The 17,226-nt window shown below is 67.8% G+C and carries 16 protein-coding genes, 1 tRNA gene and 1 other RNA gene; 11 read left to right on the top strand and 7 right to left on the bottom strand.

Annotation, left to right across the window (positions count from 1 at the left end; genetic code table 11):
- Positions 1 to 29 precede the first annotated feature (29 nt).
- The 3 genes from BN2156_RS22815 to BN2156_RS22805 all read right to left on the bottom strand — a co-directional run bounded on the left by BN2156_RS22815 (position 30) and on the right by BN2156_RS22805 (position 1,965).
- A complete protein-coding gene (locus BN2156_RS22815) occupies positions 30 to 917 on the bottom strand; it encodes a type IV toxin-antitoxin system AbiEi family antitoxin (protein ID WP_090517137.1) in 888 nt (295 codons plus the stop codon).
- Between the two features lie 103 nt (positions 918 to 1,020).
- Positions 1,021 to 1,632 (bottom strand): recombination mediator RecR, encoded by a 612-nt coding sequence (gene recR, locus BN2156_RS22810; RefSeq protein WP_075923608.1) that lies wholly within the window; start codon positions 1,630 to 1,632, stop codon positions 1,021 to 1,023.
- Positions 1,633 to 1,965: a YbaB/EbfC family nucleoid-associated protein gene (locus BN2156_RS22805; RefSeq protein ID WP_029108512.1), complete on the bottom strand. Its 333-nt coding sequence runs from the start codon at positions 1,963 to 1,965 to the stop codon at positions 1,633 to 1,635.
- A 148-nt stretch (positions 1,966 to 2,113) separates the two neighbouring features.
- Here BN2156_RS22805 and BN2156_RS22800 point away from each other — a divergent pair, with 148 nt between their 5' ends.
- Entirely contained in the window at positions 2,114 to 2,863 is a 750-nt protein-coding gene (locus BN2156_RS22800) for an Rv3717 family N-acetylmuramoyl-L-alanine amidase (protein WP_162839254.1), read from the top strand.
- Here the strand turns inward: BN2156_RS22800 and BN2156_RS22795 are convergent.
- On the bottom strand, positions 2,860 to 3,297 hold the full coding sequence (locus tag BN2156_RS22795) for an SRPBCC family protein (RefSeq protein ID WP_090517135.1): 438 nt from the start codon (positions 3,295 to 3,297) through the stop codon (positions 2,860 to 2,862). The genes BN2156_RS22800 and BN2156_RS22795 overlap by 4 nt on opposite strands.
- A 65-nt stretch (positions 3,298 to 3,362) precedes the next feature.
- On the opposite strand from BN2156_RS22795, the gene BN2156_RS22790 reads away from it, so the two are divergent.
- Positions 3,363 to 4,754 (top strand): FAD-binding oxidoreductase, encoded by a 1,392-nt coding sequence (locus BN2156_RS22790; protein ID WP_090517134.1) that lies wholly within the window; start codon positions 3,363 to 3,365, stop codon positions 4,752 to 4,754.
- Positions 4,755 to 4,767: 13 nt separating this feature from the next.
- Positions 4,768 to 6,081 (top strand): class I SAM-dependent methyltransferase, encoded by a 1,314-nt coding sequence (locus tag BN2156_RS22785; protein WP_090517133.1) that lies wholly within the window; start codon positions 4,768 to 4,770, stop codon positions 6,079 to 6,081.
- Between the two features lie 17 nt (positions 6,082 to 6,098).
- On the opposite strand, the gene BN2156_RS22780 is transcribed toward BN2156_RS22785, so the two are convergent.
- The 3 genes from BN2156_RS22780 to ffs all read right to left on the bottom strand — a co-directional run bounded on the left by BN2156_RS22780 (position 6,099) and on the right by ffs (position 9,424).
- The gene (locus tag BN2156_RS22780; protein WP_090517132.1) at positions 6,099 to 7,997 is read right to left on the bottom strand and encodes a DNA polymerase III subunits gamma/tau; all 1,899 of its coding nucleotides are present in this window, start codon (positions 7,995 to 7,997) and stop codon (positions 6,099 to 6,101) included.
- Between the two features lie 26 nt (positions 7,998 to 8,023).
- Positions 8,024 to 9,298, bottom strand: coding sequence for an aspartate aminotransferase type Ic (locus tag BN2156_RS22775; RefSeq protein WP_090517131.1), 1,275 nt, complete (start codon positions 9,296 to 9,298; stop codon positions 8,024 to 8,026).
- Between the two features lie 31 nt (positions 9,299 to 9,329).
- Positions 9,330 to 9,424, bottom strand: an RNA gene (gene ffs / locus BN2156_RS22770) — signal recognition particle sRNA small type.
- A gap of 69 nt (positions 9,425 to 9,493) precedes the next feature.
- Between ffs and BN2156_RS22765 the strand changes: the two genes are divergently transcribed.
- The 8 genes from BN2156_RS22765 (at position 9,494) to BN2156_RS22730 (ending at position 17,225) form a co-directional block, all read left to right on the top strand.
- Positions 9,494 to 9,579 (top strand) — tRNA-Ser (locus BN2156_RS22765).
- A gap of 71 nt (positions 9,580 to 9,650) precedes the next feature.
- Positions 9,651 to 10,379: a lipid uptake coordinator LucA gene (locus BN2156_RS22760; RefSeq protein WP_090517130.1), complete on the top strand. Its 729-nt coding sequence runs from the start codon at positions 9,651 to 9,653 to the stop codon at positions 10,377 to 10,379.
- Between the two features lie 50 nt (positions 10,380 to 10,429).
- A complete protein-coding gene (locus tag BN2156_RS22755; protein WP_090517129.1) occupies positions 10,430 to 11,452 on the top strand; it encodes a S1C family serine protease in 1,023 nt (340 codons plus the stop codon).
- A gap of 3 nt (positions 11,453 to 11,455) precedes the next feature.
- Positions 11,456 to 12,988 carry a PucR family transcriptional regulator gene (locus tag BN2156_RS22750; RefSeq protein ID WP_090517128.1) on the top strand — a complete coding sequence of 511 codons (1,533 nt, stop codon included), beginning with the start codon at positions 11,456 to 11,458 and terminating at the stop codon, positions 12,986 to 12,988.
- A 75-nt stretch (positions 12,989 to 13,063) separates the two neighbouring features.
- A complete protein-coding gene (locus BN2156_RS22745; protein WP_090517127.1) occupies positions 13,064 to 14,314 on the top strand; it encodes an NAD(P)/FAD-dependent oxidoreductase in 1,251 nt (416 codons plus the stop codon).
- A gap of 98 nt (positions 14,315 to 14,412) precedes the next feature.
- Positions 14,413 to 14,877 (top strand): GreA/GreB family elongation factor, encoded by a 465-nt coding sequence (locus BN2156_RS22740; RefSeq protein ID WP_090517126.1) that lies wholly within the window; start codon positions 14,413 to 14,415, stop codon positions 14,875 to 14,877.
- A 25-nt stretch (positions 14,878 to 14,902) separates the two neighbouring features.
- Entirely contained in the window at positions 14,903 to 15,469 is a 567-nt protein-coding gene (locus BN2156_RS22735) for a TetR/AcrR family transcriptional regulator (protein WP_090517125.1), read from the top strand.
- 169 nt (positions 15,470 to 15,638) lie between these two features.
- The gene (locus tag BN2156_RS22730) at positions 15,639 to 17,225 is read left to right on the top strand and encodes an alpha/beta hydrolase (protein WP_235625450.1); all 1,587 of its coding nucleotides are present in this window, start codon (positions 15,639 to 15,641) and stop codon (positions 17,223 to 17,225) included.
- The last annotated feature ends 1 nt before the right edge of the window (position 17,226 follow it).

Below are 17,226 nucleotides of genomic sequence, written 5' to 3'. Positions count from 1 at the left end.
TTCCGCCGAAACCGCATTCCAGCAGGCCTCTACTTGAACTTTGCCTGCTGGAATGCGGTTTCGCGGTGTCTGGGGTCCCACCCGCGGGCGGTCAATGCACGGAAGGCCCGTTGGATGACCTCAGTTTCGTGATCCTCCTTGATGACCCGCATGACGTCCCATCCGAGCTGGGCCAGTTTCGGCAACACCTTCAGATCCTTGACGTACTGAGCACGGTCCGTCTGGTGCTGGCCACCGTCATACTCCGAGGCGACCTGAAACTCCTCCCAGCCCATGTCGACTGTGCGAACGACGCGCCCCCACTCGTCGACGATGGCGATCTGGGTCGCCGGCCGCGGCAGCCCGGCATCGATGTAGAGCAGCCGCAGCCGAGTCTCCGGAGGTGACGCCGCGCCACCGTCCACCAGCGGCAGCACAGCCTTGAGCTTCGCCACCCCGCGGGCACCTCGATAGCGTTTGGCCAGCAAGAGCACGTCCTCGACGGAAAACGGACACGCGCGCATCAACGCATCCAGGCGTTCGAGGGCCTTTTTGCGTGGTAAGAATCGGCCGAGATCGAAAGCCGTGCGCGCCGGCGTCGTCACCGGAATGCCTGCAACGCAGGTGATCTCGTCGTCCGCGATCCGCTCGTGCCGGGCGACGATGCCCGATGGCGACCGGATGTAGTCCCAGATCAGCTCGACTGCGACGTCGTCGTCCACCCACTCTGCGCCGTGCAGCGCCGAGGCCGCAACGCCTGTCACGATGCCCTCGCGCCGCGTCCACAGAAAAGCCGCGGTGGTGCGATCTCGAAGCGACAACGACTGGCCCTTCGGCACGTGGACGTTCCGAAAGATCGGCCGGTACCAACGCTGCAGTTCATGCCTCGTGACGAGGCCGCCGGCAACCGCCTCAGTGCCGATGAATATCTCCCCCATGGGCAGATGCTTGCCCTTGGGTATGACATGTCCGCCGAAACCGCATTCCAGCAGGAAAAGTGCGGGTAGAGGCCTGCTGGAATGCCGTTTCGGCGGAAAGGGGCTAAGCCATCGCGCGACGGCCGGCCAAAGCCCGGCCCAGGGTGAGCTCGTCTGCGAACTCCAGATCGCCGCCCATCGGCAGGCCTGAGGCGATGCGGGTGACGGTCAGGCCCGGGATGTCGCGCAGCATCCGCACCAGATAGGTGGCCGTCGCCTCACCCTCGGTGTTGGGGTCGGTGGCGATGATCACCTCAGCCACGTCGACGCCGTCGACACGTTCACCGATCCGGTTGAGCAGCTCCCGGATGCGCAATTGGTCGGGCCCGATGCCGGACAACGGATCCAACGCGCCGCCCAGCACGTGGTAGCGACCGCGGAATTCGCGGGTGCGCTCGACGGCCTGCACGTCCTTGGGCTCCTCGACCACGCACACAAGTGAGGCGTCGCGGCGGGGATCCTTACAGATCCGGCAGCGTTCCTCATCGGAGACGTTGCCGCACACCGCGCAGAAGGTGACGCCGTCACGGATGCGGCCCAGTACCGCGGTCAGCCGATCGATGTCCGGCGGCTCGACGCTCAGCAGGTGGAAAGCGATCCGCTGCGCGCTCTTGGGCCCGATACCGGGCAGCTTGCCGAGCTCGTCGATCAGATCCTGAACCGGGCCTTCGAACACTTACAGCCCCGGAAGTCCGAACCCGCCCAGCCCGCCGGCCAGCGGGCCCAGACGGCTCTGCGCCAGGGTGGTCACCTGATTGGAGGCATCGGCAAGGGCCCCGACGATGAGGTCCTGCAGGGTCTCGACATCCTCAGGGTCGACGACCTTGGGATCGATCGCCACCGCGACCACCTCCCCGCTGCCCTTGACCGTGACCTGGACGAGCCCGCCGCCGGCCTGGCCGTGCACCTCTGAGTTGGCCAGCGCCTCCTGCGCCTCCATGAGCTGCTGCTGTACCTGCTGCGCCTGCGCCAGCAGGGCCGACATGTCGGGCGTGCCTCCGGGTTGCATGAGTGGTCCCCTTGCCGTGTTGATTAAGTCTTGGTCTCGACTTGGTTGCTCTCGCCTGTCGGCGGCGATTCGGACTTTCAGCCTAGTCGGCGTGCGGGCTAGCGTGGCGCCCGTGCGAGTCCCAGCCTGTGTGCGTGTCGGCACCGCCATGGTCAGCAGCGTCATCGTCGCTGCGGCCGTCCCCGCCGTCGTCGACGCTCCCCACGCCAACGCCGCCCCCGCCAACATCGCCGGCATGATCGTGTTCCTCGATCCCGGCCACAACGGCGCCAACGACGCGTCGATCAGCCGTCAGGTGCCCACCGGCCGCGGCGGCACCAAGGACTGCCAGGCCAGCGGCACCTCCACCGAGGACGGCTTCCCCGAGCACACCTTCACCTGGGACACCACGCTGCGGGTCCGCGCCCTGCTGAACCAGATGGGCGTGCGTACCGCGATGTCGCGCGGCAACGACAACGCGCTGGGACCATGCGTCGATGAGCGGGCCTCGATGGCCAACGCCCTGCGACCCAACGCCATCGTGTCCATCCACGCCGACGGCGGCCCGGCCAACGGCCGCGGCTTCCACGTGCTCTACTCGTCGCCGCCGCTGAACAATGTGCAGGCCGGACCGTCGGTCCAGTTCGCCAAGACCATGCGGGATCAGCTGTCCGCGTCGGGCATCCCGCCCGCCACCTACATCGGCTCAGGTGGTCTGGACGCCCGCTCCGACATCGCCGGGCTGAACCTGGCGCAGTTCCCGTCGATCCTCGTCGAGTGCGGCAACATGAAGAACCCGGTCGACTCCAGCCTGATGAAGACCCCGGAGGGCCGGCAGAAGTACGCCGAGGCCATCGTCCGGGGTGTCACGGCCTACCTGGGCAGCCAGGCGGTCGCTGCCCCGGCTCCGGCGCGCTAGCTCTCGAGTTCCTTCTTCAGGTTGGCCAGCACCTCGTCCTGGATCTTGCGCAGGCCCAGCGGCGCGAAGGTCTTCTCGAAGAAACCCTTGATGCCGCCGGCACCGGTCCAGCTGGTCTTGAGATTGACCGACGATCCGTTGCCCGCCGGGGCCACGGTCCAGTTGGTCACCAGGCTGGAGTTGGCGTCCTTCTCGATCACCGTGTGGCCGGCCACGTCCACCGATGCCTTGATGTCACGCACGCGGGACTCGGTGGCCTGCAGCTTCCAGCCGGCCACGGTGCCGGCGCCCTGACCACCCTCGAGCACCTGGTAATCGCGGTAGTGCGAGGAAAGGATCTTCGGGCGCACGGTCTGGTAGTCCGCGATCGCGGCGAACACAGCGGCCGGCTCGGCGTTGATCAGAACCGTGCTGACCGCACTGACCTGTCCCATGACTGAAACTCCTTTAACTCGTGTCTGCGGTCGCATCGTCGGCAACCTCCGACTAGCGTATATGTGTGTCCGTTGTTACGACTGACGCACAAGCTGTCCATGCCATGGGCGTGCAGCGCCTACTGGACAGTTACCGCGCCATACCGCCCAATTCGACGGTGCGGCTTGCCAAGCCCACGTCGAACCTCTTCCGTGCGCGAGATCGCAGCAATACCAAGGGTCTGGACGTATCGGGGCTGACCAAGGTGATCGCGGTCGACGCCGAAGCCCGAACCGCCGATGTGGCGGGTATGTGCACCTATGAGGATCTGGTGGCGGCGACGCTGCCGCACGGCCTGGCGCCGCTGGTGGTGCCACAGCTCAAGACCATCACGCTGGGCGGCGCGGTCACCGGACTGGGCATCGAGTCGACGTCATTTCGCAACGGCCTGCCGCACGAATCTGTGCTGGAGATGGACATTCTCACCGGAGCCGGTGAGATCGTCACCGCATCTGCGGATCAGCACGCCGATCTGTTCCGCACATTCCCCAACTCCTATGGCACGCTGGGTTATTCGACCCGGCTGCGGATCGAGCTGGAACCCGTCGCGCCGTTTGTCGCCTTGCGCCACCTACGATTTCACTCGCTGGCCGACCTCGTCGCGGCCATGGATCGCATCATCGAGACCGGTGGGCTCGACGGCGAGCCGGTCGATTACCTCGACGGCGTGGTGTTCAGCGCCGACGAGAGCTACCTGTGCGTCGGTTTCAAGACGACCACGCCGGGCCCGGTCAGCGACTACACCGGCCAGAACATCTACTACCGGTCGATCCAGCACCCAGAAGGTGAGAAGCACGACCGGCTGACGATTCACGACTACCTGTGGCGGTGGGACACCGACTGGTTCTGGTGCTCGCGGGCATTCGGCGCACAGAACCCGATGATCCGGCGGTTCTGGCCACGCCGGCTGCGGCGCAGCAGTTTCTACTGGAAGCTGGTGGGCTACGACCAGCGGTTCAACATCGCCGACCGGATCGAGACGCACTACGGACGCCCACCCCGGGAGCGGGTGGTGCAGGACGTCGAGGTGCCCATCGAACGGTGCGCGCAGTTCCTCACCTGGTTCCTGGACAACGTGCCGATCGAGCCCATCTGGCTGTGCCCGCTGCGGCTACGTGAGGACGACCGCAGCGGCGCCGGCTGGCCCTTGTATCCCCTTCGCGCCCACCACACCTACGTCAACGTCGGCTTCTGGTCCTCGGTACCGGTGGGCCCGGTGGAGGGCCACACGAACAAGCTGATCGAGGCCAAGGTCAGCGAACTCGACGGCCACAAATCCCTGTATTCCGATTCCTACTATCCGCGTGAGGATTTCGACCAGCTATACGGCGGCGAGACCTACAAGACCGTCAAGAAGTCCTACGACCCCGATTCGCGTCTGTTTGACCTGTACTCGAAAGCCGTCTTGCGCCGATGAACGGAGAACAGCGATGACCACCTTCAAAGAACACTCGACGCACGCAACCGATCACAAGCTCAAGCTGGCCGAGATCCTGGAGATCTTCGCGTCGGGCTCGCAGCCGCTGAAGTTCACCGCCTACGACGGGAGCACCGCGGGCCGCCCGGACGCGACCCTCGGTCTCGACCTCAAGACGCCACGCGGCACCACTTATCTGGCCACCGCCCCAGGGGATCTGGGCCTGGCCCGTGCCTATGTGTCCGGTGACCTTGAGCTGCACGGGGTACATCCCGGCGACCCGTACCCACTACTGTGCGCACTGGCCGAGAAGATGGCCTTCAAGCGTCCGCCCGCCCTGGTGTTGGCCAACATCGTCCGCTCCATCGGCATCGAGCACCTCAAGCCGATCGCGCCGCCTCCCCAGGAGGCGCTGCCGCGGTGGCGGCGAGTGGTGGAAGGGTTGCGGCACAGCAAATCCCGTGACGCCGAGGCGATCCATCATCACTACGACGTGTCGAACACCTTCTACGAATGGGTGCTCGGACCGTCGATGACCTACACCTGCGCGTGCTACCCGGATGCCGACGCCAGCCTGGAAACCGCGCAGGACAACAAGTACCGGCTGGTGTTCGAGAAGCTGCGGCTGCAGCCCGGCGACCGCCTGCTCGACGTCGGTTGCGGGTGGGGCGGCATGGTGCGCTACGCCGCGCGCCACGGCGTCAATGCCCTCGGGGTGACGCTGTCCAAGGAGCAGGCGCGGTGGGCCCAGGAGGCCATCGCCAAGGAGGGGCTCAGCGACCTGGCCGAGGTGCGTCACGCCGATTACCGCGACATCACCGAGACCGGGTTCGACGCGGTGTCATCGATCGGCCTGACCGAGCACATCGGAGTGCACAACTACCCGTCGTACTTCGGCTTCCTGAAGTCGAGGATGCGTCCCGGCGCGCTGCTGCTCAACCACTGCATCACCCGCCACGACAACCGAAGCGGAGCGGCCGCGGGCGGCTTCATAGACCGGTACGTGTTCCCCGACGGGGAGCTCACCGGCTCCGGGCGCATCATCACCGAGGTCCAGGACGTCGGCCTCGAGGTGATGCACGAGGAGAACCTGCGCAACCACTACGCGATGACGCTGCGCGACTGGTGCGCCAACCTCGTCGAGCACTGGGACGAGGCGGTGGCCGAAGTCGGGCTGCCCACCGCCAAGGTCTGGGGCCTGTACATGGCCGGCTCACGGCTGGGCTTCGAGACGAATGTGGTTCAGCTACACCAAGTTCTGGCCGTCAAGCTCGATGACCGCGGCAACGACGGCGGCCTGCCGCTGCGGCCGTGGTGGACGCCCTAGACCGGGCTGCCGACAGGTCAGCTCTCGATTTTTCGCGCGCCCAGCTCGTTCTGCAGCAGTTCCAGGGCGACCTCTTCTGGGTCACGACGCGGGCCGGCCTCGGTCTGTGAAGCTTCGGCGAGCATCTCTGCTTCTTCCTGCTCCGGAGAGGGCGGGGGTTCCGGATCCGGCACCGCCTCGGGTTCGGGAATGACCCGGCCCGGTCGCGTGGGCACCCGTGGCGGAGGCTTGGCGGCCTTCGGTGGGGGCGGCGGGGCCGCCTCCGCGGTGCCGACCTCACAGCGGATCTGCCAATCCACCCCGAGTGCGTCCTTCAACGCATCCCGGATCACATCGGCATTGCGCGACTCGGTCAACCGCTTGGCCAGCGGTGGCGAGTCATGGGACAGCACAAGAGTTTTGTCCTCGACTGCGCGCACAATCGCCCCGGACAGCATCACCTCGGTGGTGCGGCTGCGCTCACGCACCTTCTCGCGCACCGTCGTCCACATCGAGCGGACGGCGGCGGCGTTGGGTTCACCACCGGGGGTGACCGCCGCGGGTGCCGGAGCGGGCTCGGGCTCAGGTTCGGGTTCCGGGGCGGGCTCGGGCTCGAAGTCGGGCTCTCGTCCGGCACGCCCATAATGTCGCAGATGATCTGAAGCGGCAGCGGTGATGCCACTTCTTCGACGAAATCCGCGGTGCCGTCCGGATGTGCGTCCACCATCTCCGATACCAGCCGATGCCGCGGCCTCACCGGCGGGGATCGACAGGTCGAGCCGGGTCTCGATGCGTTCGATGCGCTGCAGCAGCGCCGATTCGGTGTCGTGTGCCGAGGGAAGCAGCAGCCGGGCGCACACCACTTCCAGCAGCAACCGCGGCGCGGTGGCACCGCGCATCTCGCCGAGACCGGCGTGCACCACCTCGGCATAGCGGGTCAGCGTGCCCGCACCCAGCTTGGCGGCCTGCTCGCGCATGCGTTCCAGCACGTCGGCCGGCGCGTCGACGACACCGCGGGTGACCGCGTCGGGAACGGCCTGCAGCACGATCAGGTCGCGGAAGCGTTCCAGCAGATCGGTGGCGAACCGCCGCGGGTCATGACCGGCGTCGATGACCGCCTCCACGGCACCGAACAACGCGGCCGCATCCCCGGCAGCCAATGCCTCGACGGCGTCGTCGATGAGCGCCATATCGGTGGCGCCGAGCAGGGCCAGCGCCCGCTGATAGGTGATGTGGCTGCCGCCGGCACTTTGCTCGGACCCGGCCAGCAGCTGGTCGAGCACCGAGAGCGTGTCGCGAGGTGAGCCGCCGCCGGCCCGGATGACCAGCGGGTACACCGCGTCGTCGACGTTGACGTTCTCCTCGGCGCAGATGCGCTCCAGCAGCGGGCGCATCGTGCGGGGGGCCAGCAGCCGGAACGGGTAGTGGTGCGTGCGCGACCGGATGGTCGGCAACACCTTCTCCGGTTCGGTGGTGGCGAAGACGAAGATCAGGTGCTCGGGGGGCTCCTCGACGATCTTGAGCAGCGCGTTGAAACCGGCCGTGGTGACCATGTGCGCTTCGTCGATGATGAAGATGCGGTACCGCGACTGAGCGGGGGTGAAGAACGCACGATCGCGCAGCTCGCGGGTGTCGTCCACACCGCCGTGGCTGGCCGCGTCGAGTTCGGTGACGTCCAGGTTGCCCGGGCCGTTGGGGGCCAGCGCGACGCAGGAAGGGCACACGCCGCACGGCGTGGGCGTGGGCCCCTGCTCACAGTTGAGCGAGCGGGCCAGGATGCGCGCCGAGGATGTCTTACCGCAGCCGCGCGGCCCGGAGAACAGATAGGCGTGGTTGATCCGGCCCGCGGTCAGCGCAGTAGATAGCGGCTCGGTGACATGTTCCTGGCCAACGACTTCCGCGAAGCTTGCCGGCCGGTATTTGCGGTAAAGAGCCACGGAAGAAGGCTACCGATCCGGTCCGACTAGGACTCGAGCAGTGACTCGGTCGCCGCCAGCAGGGCGCAGGTGGCCAGGCCGTCGATCGCCTCACGCACATCGGGCAGCGACGGGAACGTCGGCGCGATGCGGATGTTCTTGTCCTCCGGGTCCTTGCGGTACGGGAATGCCGAGCCCGCCTCGGTCACCGCGATCCCGGCGTCCTTGGCCAGCGCGACGGTCCGCTTGGCGGTGCCGGGCCACACGTCGAAACTCACGAAGTAGCCGCCCTTGGGGTCGGTCCACGACGCGATCTTCGACTCCCCAAGCCGGTCTTCGAGGATCTCGGCGACCAGCGCGAACTTGGGGGCGATCAGCTGCCGGTGGCGTTGCATCTGCAGCCGGACACCGTCGGCGTCGCCGAAGAAGCGGCTGTGCCGCAGCTGGTTGACCTTGTCCGGCCCGATCGTCTTCTTGCCCGCGTGCTGCAGGTACCAGGCGATGTTGCCCAGCGAACCGCCCAAGAAGCTCACGCCCGCCCCGGCGAAGGTGATCTTGGAGGTCGAGGCGAAAACCAGGGGACGGTTCGGGTTGCCCGCCGCCTCGGCCAGCCCCAGCACATCGACCTGTCGGATGAATTCGTCGGTCAGGGTGTGCACCGCGTAGGCGTTGTCCCACATCAACCGGAAATCGTTTGCCGCCGTACGCATTTGGACGAGACGCCGGACAACCTCCCAGGAATAGGTGACCCCGGTCGGGTTGCCGTACACCGGCACGCACCACATGCCCTTGATCGCCGGATCGGCCGCGACGAGTTCTTCGATCAGGTCGACGTCGGGCCCGTCCTCGCGCATCGGCACCGCGACCATCTCGATGCCGAAGGACTCGGTGATCGCGAAGTGCCGGTCGTAACCCGGCGACGGGCACAGGAATTTCACTTTCGGCTCCTGCGCCCAGGGCCGCACCGAATCCACGCCGCCGTGCAGCAGCGAGAACACGATGACGTCGTGCATCATCTCCAGGCTCGCGTTGTTACCCGCGATCAGGTTCTGCACCGGGATGCCGAGCAGCTCACCGAAGATCTCCCGCAGTTCGGGGAGCCCGTGCAGGCCGCCGTAATTGCGGGTGTCGGTGCCGGCACGGTCGCGATAATCGTCGCCGGGCAATGAGAGCAGCGCGTTGGACAGGTCCAGCTGCTCGGGGGCCGGCTTGCCGCGCGTCAGGTCGAGGCTCAGCTTCTTGGCCTGCAACTCCGCGTAGTTGCGCTGCTGGATTTCGTGCTGCGCGAGCAGATCGTCGCGGCCGAGAGACTGGAACGACACCGCGCGCCTTTCACGGAAAAAGAGCCTGAACGTAAGGGGACCCCGCGCACCCGCCAGAGCCCGTTGACCCTTGCTGCCTTCCGGCCCTGGGGGAGTTCACAGGATGGACGCCGCGCGGGGTCCACAGCGAGTGTAATACCCGCGCCTTCCCCGGCGTTTACGGGACTGGTTCGGGCGTCGGTTACGATTGCCGACGGAGGATTCGCCTAGTGGCCTATGGCGCTCGCCTGGAACGCGGGTTGGGTTAACAGCCCTCAGGGGTTCAAATCCCCTATCCTCCGCGCTCGGGTCCGGGGTGCGACCTGCTGAATCAGCAGTCGCACCCCGGCCCATTAAGTACCCGAGGAGGAGTATGGGCCGCACCGTCGCGGTGATCTGGCACGTGTCGTTTTCGATCGTGGCCGCCGGCCTCTACTTCTTTTTCGTCCTTCCCCGCTGGCCCGAACTCACCGGCGAGACCTCGCCGACGCTCGGGCTGATCCTGCGGATCGTCACCGGCGTGCTGATCGGTCTGGCGGCCCTGCCGGTGGTGTTCACGCTGCAGCGGACCAAGCGTCCCGAGCTGGCCACCCCGGAGCTGGCGCTGCGCCTGCGGACCGCCTCGATTTCCCTGCACGTGGCGGCCGCCGTGCTGATCGTCGGCGCCGCGATCTCCGAGATCTGGCTGTCGCTGGACAGCTTCGGGCCGTGGCTGTTCGGCATCTACGGCGCCGCCGCCGCGATCGCCCTGCTCGGCATCTTCGGCTTCTACCTGGCTTTCGTGGCCGAGTTGCCGCCCCCGCCGCCGAAGCCGGTCAAGACCCGCGAGAAGACCGAGCGCCGCGGACGCAAGAAGGCCGTCACCGAAGAAGCCGCCGAGGCCGAAGAAGCCGCTGAGACCGAGCCCGCGGCTGAGGCTGAGGCGACCGAAGCCGAGGACGAGAAGTCAGAGCCCGAGTCCGACGAGGCCGACGAGCCTGCCGAGGAAGCCGCGGACGAGAAGTCGGCCGGTACTTCCCTGCGAAACAAGCGGCCGTCGAGCAAGAGCGGCACCAAGCGCAGAGGCTGGCGTTCGCGCGGCGAAGTCACCGCCGAAGACTGACGCAGCCCAATCGCGTCGACATCGGGTTCTTGCCCAGCCAAGATGGGTATATGAGCAAAGTGGGCTCACGTCCGTTCAAAATGATTCTCGCGGCGGCACTGACCGCCGCGGTTGCCGTCGTCGTCCCGTCAGCGCCCGCCGGCGCCGCACCTGGTGACCCCGAGTCGGTGGCCGCTCAGGTCGAGCCGTCCGTCGCGCGCATCGACACGGTGGTCGACTACCAGCAGGCCTACGGCATCGGGACGGGCATCGTCTTGTCCCCCGGCGGCGAGGTGCTGACCAACTACCACGTCGTGCAGGGCGCCAACTCGATCAGCGCCACCGTCAGCGGCCAGCGGTACCCCGCCGACCTGATCGGTTATGACCGGCAGAACGACATCGCCGTGTTGCAACTGCACGGAGCGTCCGGCCTGGCGCCGGCACCGATCGGCGATTCGGCCACGCTGGCCCCGGGCCATCCCGTGGTCGCACTCGGTAACGCCGGGGGCAGCGGCGCGCCGCTGACCCACGAGGTCGGCACCGTGAGCGCATTCAACCGGACCGTGAACGCCGAGGACGAGCTGACCGGTACCAGCGATGAAATCAACGGCCTGTTCGAGTTCGCCGCACCGGTACGTGCCGGTGATTCGGGCGGGCCGGTGGTCAACGACGCCGGCCAGGTTGTGGGTATGACGACGGCGGCGTCGGTGAACTTCCGAATGGGCCCCGGCGGTAAGGGATTCGCGATCCCTATCAATGACGCCATGGGCATCGCCGGACAGATCCGCGCCCGCACGCCGTCGCCCTCGGTGCACATCGGACCGCCCACCATGCTCGGCGTCGGAGTGCGCACCGCGCAGCGTCAGAACGGCGGCGTGATCGTCCAGGACGTCATCCCCGGCGGACCCGCAGAAGCGGCCGGGCTGATCCCGGGCGATCTGCTCACCAGCATCGAGGGGGCCCGGCTGGATTCGGCCCGCACGCTGACACTGGTCCTTGATCGGCATTACCCGGGCGATGTCATCGGCCTGACCTGGCTCGACCAGGCCGGTCAGCAGCACACCGGCAAGGCCACGCTGGCCGCCGGACCGTAGTCCGTGGTCACTCTGGACCGCCTGATCAACGTCCTGGGCGGCTACGGGGTCCGGCTGCGCGCCCCGGCCCACGGACCCGGTCCGGCGTCACGCTCGACCGAACTGCGCAGCGTCGTGATGCACGAACCCGGCCAGGTGATCGGCGACGTGCTGCTGGCCGTCGGGGCCACCTCGATCGCCGAAGCGGTGCAGTGGGCGGCTGCCGCACGTGCCGTGGTGGTGCTGGTCCGCGGCGCCCACAGTCCCGACGACGAACCGGTGACCGATGACCGCATCGCGGTGATGACGGTCGAGCCCGAAGTCTCCTGGAGTGAGCTGGCGGCCGTGGTGTACGGCGTCGTCCTGGAGGGCCGGGAAACCGAATCCGGGCGCGGCCCAACCGATTTGTTCGCACTGGCCGACAGCCTCGCCGATGCGGTGGGCGGTTCGGTCACCATCGAGGACCGGCGCAGCGCGGTGCTGGCGTACTCGCGGCTGCAGCAGCACGCCGACCCGGCCCGCGTCGAGACGATCCTGAGCCGCGGGGCACCCGAACGGCTGCGCGCCCTGTTCGAAGACCGCGGGGTGTTCCGGCACCTGGCCGAATCCGATGAGCCGATGTTCGTCGAGGGCGACGACGAACGCGGTCTGACCGGGCGGATGGTGGTGGCCGCCCGAGCCGGACGCGAACTGCTCGGCTCGATCTGGGTGACGTGTGCCGGCCCGTTGCCCGACGCGCGCCGGGCCGCGCTGGCCGACGGTGCCCGGATGGTCGCACTGCACCTGCTGCGCTCACGCGCCAGCGCCGATCTGGAACGCCAGGTGGAATCGGAGCTGGTGATCCGTCTGCTCGAGGGCGCCGCCGATGCCACCACGGCGGCCAGCCGGCTCGGGCTGCCGCAGACGCCGCTGCGGGTGATCGCGCTGCGGGCCCAGACCGCCGACGAGCGGCATGCCGCACTGCTGCTGGCGTTCGATCGGGCGACCGCGGGCTTCGGCTGGTCACGTCCCGGACGCAGCGCCCTGGCCGGCAACACCGTCTACACCGTGCTGCCCGGCGCCGGCGCCGACGCCGCGAGCGGCTGGGTGACGGGATTGCGCGCCGCGCTGCCCGAGCCGGTGACCGTGCTGGCCGGGATCAGCGGTCCGGCCACCGCTGCCGAGCTGGCGCTGGCGCGCAGCGAGGCCGACGAATGCCTGGCCCTGCACGAGGTGCGTCGCGATGGCGCCGCCCCGGTCTACGACGAGGCCTGGGACGAGATCCTGCTGCAACGCCTGCGGATCGCGGCCCGCTCCGGCCGGGCCCCGCAGCGAGGACCGGTCGCCGAGTTGAGGGCCCACGATCAGGTCAACGGCACGCAGTACGCGGCGACGCTGCGGGCCTGGCTGGAGGCCCAGGGCGATCTGGCCGGGGCCGGGCGGGTGCTCGGCGTGCACGAGAACACCGTGCGCTACCGGCTGCGCAAGATGGCCGAGATGACGCAGCTCGACCTGACTGATGCGCGCAAGCGACTGGCGATGATGATCGAACTGGCCGCGGGTGAGGAGTTGTCGTGATTCGACAATCGCGCCCATACAGATTGTCGGGATGGCGCAAACACAGGTGACTTGACCGGCCCCACCATGGGGAGCATGAATGGGGTCGAGCGCATTGACGGCGGACCGCGGACGGCGGTGGTCGTGGGTGCAGGCATTGTCGGCCTGTCCACGGCATGGTTTCTTCAGGAGCGTGGCGTCGAGGTCACCGTGGTCGACCGCCGCGGGGTGGCCGCGGGTGCGTCATGGGGCAATGCCGGCTGGATCTCGCCGACGCTGACCATCCCGCTGAACGACCCGGCTGTGCTGCGCTACGGCCTGCGGTCGCTGTTCGATCCGGCCGCACCCCTGCACATCCCGTTCACGTCGGGCCCCCGCCTACTGGCGTTCCTGGCCCGGTTCGCCATGAACTGCCGGCTCTCGACGTGGACCCGGGCCGCCAAGGCCAACGTGCCCTTCAACGAGGAGTGCCTCGAGGCCTACGACGTACTGACCGCCAACGGGGTTTCGGTCCCGACCACCGACGGACCGATCACGGCGCTGTTCGAAACCGCGCAGCAGGCCGAACATCTGATGACCGAACTGCGCCGGATGGCCGCGGTCGGCCAGACCGTGACCGTCACCGGCCTGTCCGGTGAGACGCTGCGCGAGCACGTCCCGCTGGCGTCGACGGCGATCACCGCCGGCATCAGCGTGGAGGGCCAGCGCTTCGTCGATCCGGGCCGCTTCGTGCAGGCCCTCGGCGACGCCGTCGCGGCCCGCGGCGCGCAACTGGTGATCGGCGAGGTCACCGACGTTCGGGCCGAGGGTGCCGGGGTCACGGTGGATCTGGCCGACCGGTCCCTGAACGCCGACACCGCGGTGATCGCCACCGGCGCATGGTTGTCGAAGCTCGCCAAGCCGTGGGTCCGCACGCCGGTGCAGGCCGGGCGCGGATACTCGTTCACGGTGCCGGTGCACCGCCCGGTCCTCGGGCCGGTCTACCTGCCCGACGCCCGCGTCGCCTGCACGCCGTACCAGGGCGGGCTTCGGGTGGCCGGGACCATGGAGTTCCGCTCCCCCGACGATCCGGTGCAGCCGCCGCGCGTCGACGCGATCATCGCGTCGGCCGCCCCACTGCTCGACGGTGTGGACTGGGATGCCCGCACCGATGTGTGGGTGGGCCCACGACCGGTCACGCCGGACGGTCGCCCGCTGATCGGCGAAGTGGCACAGCGCATTTACGTGGCGGGCGGTCACGGCATGTGGGGTCTGGCGCACGGCCCGGTCACCGGCCGCGTGCTCGCCGAATACATCACCACCGGAAAGCAACCCGACGTTCTGCGGGAATTCGACCCTCTCCGCTGACGATTCACGACATTGCCCTGACGGGCTGACCAGCCGTCAGGGGCGGCGCACGAAACCCGCCCCTGACGGCAACTTCGCATCATCGGAAGGAAGCCACAATGACTGTCAGCCAACGCATTTGGTTGTCTCCGCAGGCTTACGAGAGACTGCAGACCGAGCTGTCGACGCTGCGCGATCTGATCTCGACCGAGGCAGCTGAGGATTCCGACGAGAACCAGGTCGCCATCCAGCGGGCCCGCCAAACCCGCATCCAGCAGATCCACGACCTGCTGCTCAACGCCGTCGTCGGCGAGGATCCGCCCGACGACGGGGTGGCCGAACCCGGCATGGTGCTGACCGTGCGTTACGACCGGACCGGCGAGATCGAGACGTTCCTGCTGGGCATCCGCGGCGCCGAATACGGCGACCTCGAGGTCTATTCGGTGAACTCCCCGCTGGGCGAGGCGATCGTCGGCGCGCGTCCCGGCGAGCAGCGCCACTATCCGGTGCCCAGCGGCGAGGCCGTGCCTGTCACGCTGCTCGGCGCGGTGCCGTTCGGGATGCACCTGCCGGCGGTGGGGTGAGTCGCGTCCGCTTTACCCTGAGTGAATGGCAGGCGAACGCAAGGGCACGCCCGGGAGCTTGACCGCCGACGACTGGATACAGGCGGGGTACGCCCTGCTGGCCTCCGACGGCATGCGGGCGCTGAAGATCGAGCGGCTCTGTGAGCAGATCGGCGCCACCCGCGGCAGCTTCTACTGGCACTTCACCGACATGAAGGGCTACCGGGCCGCGCTGGTGGCGTCCTGGAATGCGTTCCTGGAGCAGGATCGGCGCTCCCTGGCCGAACTTGAGGACCTGCCGCCGCGGGAACGGCTGTCACGCATGATGCAGCAGCTGCTCAGCCCGCAGCACTGGACCCTGGAACGCGCGATGCGCGAATGGGCCCGCTCCGACGACATCGCCGCGGCCAATGTGCGCGCGGCCGATCACCGCGTGCTGGTCGCCGTCACCAAGGCCTACCTCGATTACGGATTCAGCCCCGAGGACGCGGCTCTGCGCGGCCAGACCACCTTCGCGACCGGGATCGGGGTGCTGCACCTCATGGACTCGACCGATGCCCTCACCACCGCCGACCGCAGTGAACGATTCCTGGACCTGATGTTGGGGAGCTGAGAAGCACCGATTTCGGCGGTGCGCAGATCCCGAAAGCTGTCTACTGCGGCATGCGCGTGTCTTAAATTGACGTTCGAGAAGAAACGAGCTTCTCGGAGCAGGAGACACCGTGGCGCGACTATCGGTTTGGCTTGGGGCGGGAGCGATTGCGGCCGGCGTATCTGCGGCCATGGTTGCCGGAGCCGATGTTGCGAGCGCTGACACCGCATCGGGTTCGGACGGCTCGAAGGCATCGGAGTCCGCGGCAAGCGCAGGCCCGTCGCGCAAGGGCAACCGGGCCGGCCCGCACCGCAGCCCCAACCGCAAACGTCACTCAGCTCAGCCACCGGCCGCCGATCAGGACGACACGGGTAAGAAGGCGACCAGGTCGGCGAAGATATCCCAGGTGTCCAAGCCCGGACGGGCAGCCGAACCTGGCGAAAGTCGACGCGAAACCCTTGCCTCGCAATACAAGAGTGCCGTCGCCGACTTCATCTCGAAGGTACGGAGCGCTGCGCCCGCCGCACCCGTCAGGTCGGTCGAGACCGACGTGCAGCCAGCCACGCCACCAGTCCAGCGGCGCATCTCCAAACGCGCCGCAGCCTCGGCAGCAGCACCTGATCCGCAAGTGGCGGCGTCGCCGGTATTGGCCACCGCGGCGCCAACGCTGTCACTGCCGGAGCAGATCCAGTCTTTGGTCTTCGACTTCGTCGGGGTGGCCGTCACGGCCATCGCCGGTCCCCCCGTGGTTCCTGCCGGGAGCGACGTGACGGTGCGAAGTTCCTCATTGGAGATCACACAGGGCCGCACCGTACCGGCCGATTGGTACTACCCGGAAGGCGATGAACCGCCGGAGCGGATCATCCTGCTTCAGCATGGTTTCCTCGGGGTGAGCGCGATGTACAGCTACACCGCGTCAAACCTGGCCGAGCATACGAACAGCGTCGTGGTGGTGCCGACCTACTCTTCGAATCGCTTTGTCCGCGACGGGTTCTGGTTGGGCGACGATCAGGTCTATCGCGCAACAGCTGAGCTGTTCCTCGGTGACCGCGCGGCGTTGACCGCCAGCGCGCAGGCAGCTGGTTACGCCGAGAAGTACGGTGCCGACGTTCCCCTCCCAGCGACATTCGTCCTGGTCGGGCACTCGCTGGGTGCGGGTGTGGTGGCCGGCGCCGCGGGTTACTACGCGGATGCGATCAAATCGACTGGGGCAGAAAACCATCTGGCCGGGGTGGTGCTGCTCGACGGGGCACCGCCGGAAGCTGTGCTGCCCGACGCGCTGGACAAACTGGACGGGCTCGGCACCTACGTCCCCATTCTGGAACTCGGTGCGCCCAAAGAATTTCGCCGGGTCGATGCGGCGCTGCTCGAACACCGGCCGGACAAGTTCAACGGCGTGGTCCTGACCGATGGCCAACACCTGGATGCCATGCAAGGCGGGAGCCGAGCCATCCAACTCCTGTCGTACCTGTTCTACGGTTTTTCGACAGCGCCGAACAAGGCAGCCTCACAGACCCTCATCACCGGCTGGGTCGACGACATGTTCGCGGGCCGAATCGACGCGTCCACGGGAGCCTGTGAAGGAGTTGACTGCTCGGGCATCTACGGCGAACCGGGGCAGACCCTCGATCTACCGACACCGGCCGGATCCACCAGCGCGGTCGTGATCGGCGGATCAGCCGCGCCGACGGTGACCACCGAATTTCAGCCGATGCTCGCCACCGCCCTGGTGGCAATCCGGCCGCCGTCAGATGGCGACATGCTCCGTCTGCGCTGAC

Source organism: Mycolicibacterium neworleansense, assembly GCF_001245615.1.
Classification (GTDB): Bacteria; Actinomycetota; Actinomycetes; order Mycobacteriales; family Mycobacteriaceae; genus Mycobacterium; species Mycobacterium neworleansense.
This window is presented reverse-complemented; position numbering and strand designations above follow the sequence as displayed.

What these genes read in the sequence shown, in the direction of transcription:
- BN2156_RS22815 (WP_090517137.1), bottom strand. Translation starts at nt 917, where the DNA reads ATGGGGGAGATATTCATCGGCACTGAGGCGGTTGCCGGCGGCCTCGTC.
- BN2156_RS22805 (WP_029108512.1), bottom strand. Translation starts at nt 1,965, where the DNA reads ATGCAACCCGGAGGCACGCCCGACATGTCGGCCCTGCTGGCGCAGGCG.
- BN2156_RS22800 (WP_162839254.1), top strand. Translation starts at nt 2,114, where the DNA reads ATGGTCAGCAGCGTCATCGTCGCTGCGGCCGTCCCCGCCGTCGTCGAC.
- BN2156_RS22795 (WP_090517135.1), bottom strand. Translation starts at nt 3,297, where the DNA reads ATGGGACAGGTCAGTGCGGTCAGCACGGTTCTGATCAACGCCGAGCCG.
- BN2156_RS22785 (WP_090517133.1), top strand. Translation starts at nt 4,768, where the DNA reads ATGACCACCTTCAAAGAACACTCGACGCACGCAACCGATCACAAGCTC.
- BN2156_RS22760 (WP_090517130.1), top strand. Translation starts at nt 9,651, where the DNA reads ATGGGCCGCACCGTCGCGGTGATCTGGCACGTGTCGTTTTCGATCGTG.
- BN2156_RS22755 (WP_090517129.1), top strand. Translation starts at nt 10,430, where the DNA reads ATGAGCAAAGTGGGCTCACGTCCGTTCAAAATGATTCTCGCGGCGGCA.
- BN2156_RS22745 (WP_090517127.1), top strand. Translation starts at nt 13,064, where the DNA reads ATGAATGGGGTCGAGCGCATTGACGGCGGACCGCGGACGGCGGTGGTC.
- BN2156_RS22740 (WP_090517126.1), top strand. Translation starts at nt 14,413, where the DNA reads ATGACTGTCAGCCAACGCATTTGGTTGTCTCCGCAGGCTTACGAGAGA.
- BN2156_RS22735 (WP_090517125.1), top strand. Translation starts at nt 14,903, where the DNA reads ATGGCAGGCGAACGCAAGGGCACGCCCGGGAGCTTGACCGCCGACGAC.
- BN2156_RS22730 (WP_235625450.1), top strand. Translation starts at nt 15,639, where the DNA reads ATGGTTGCCGGAGCCGATGTTGCGAGCGCTGACACCGCATCGGGTTCG.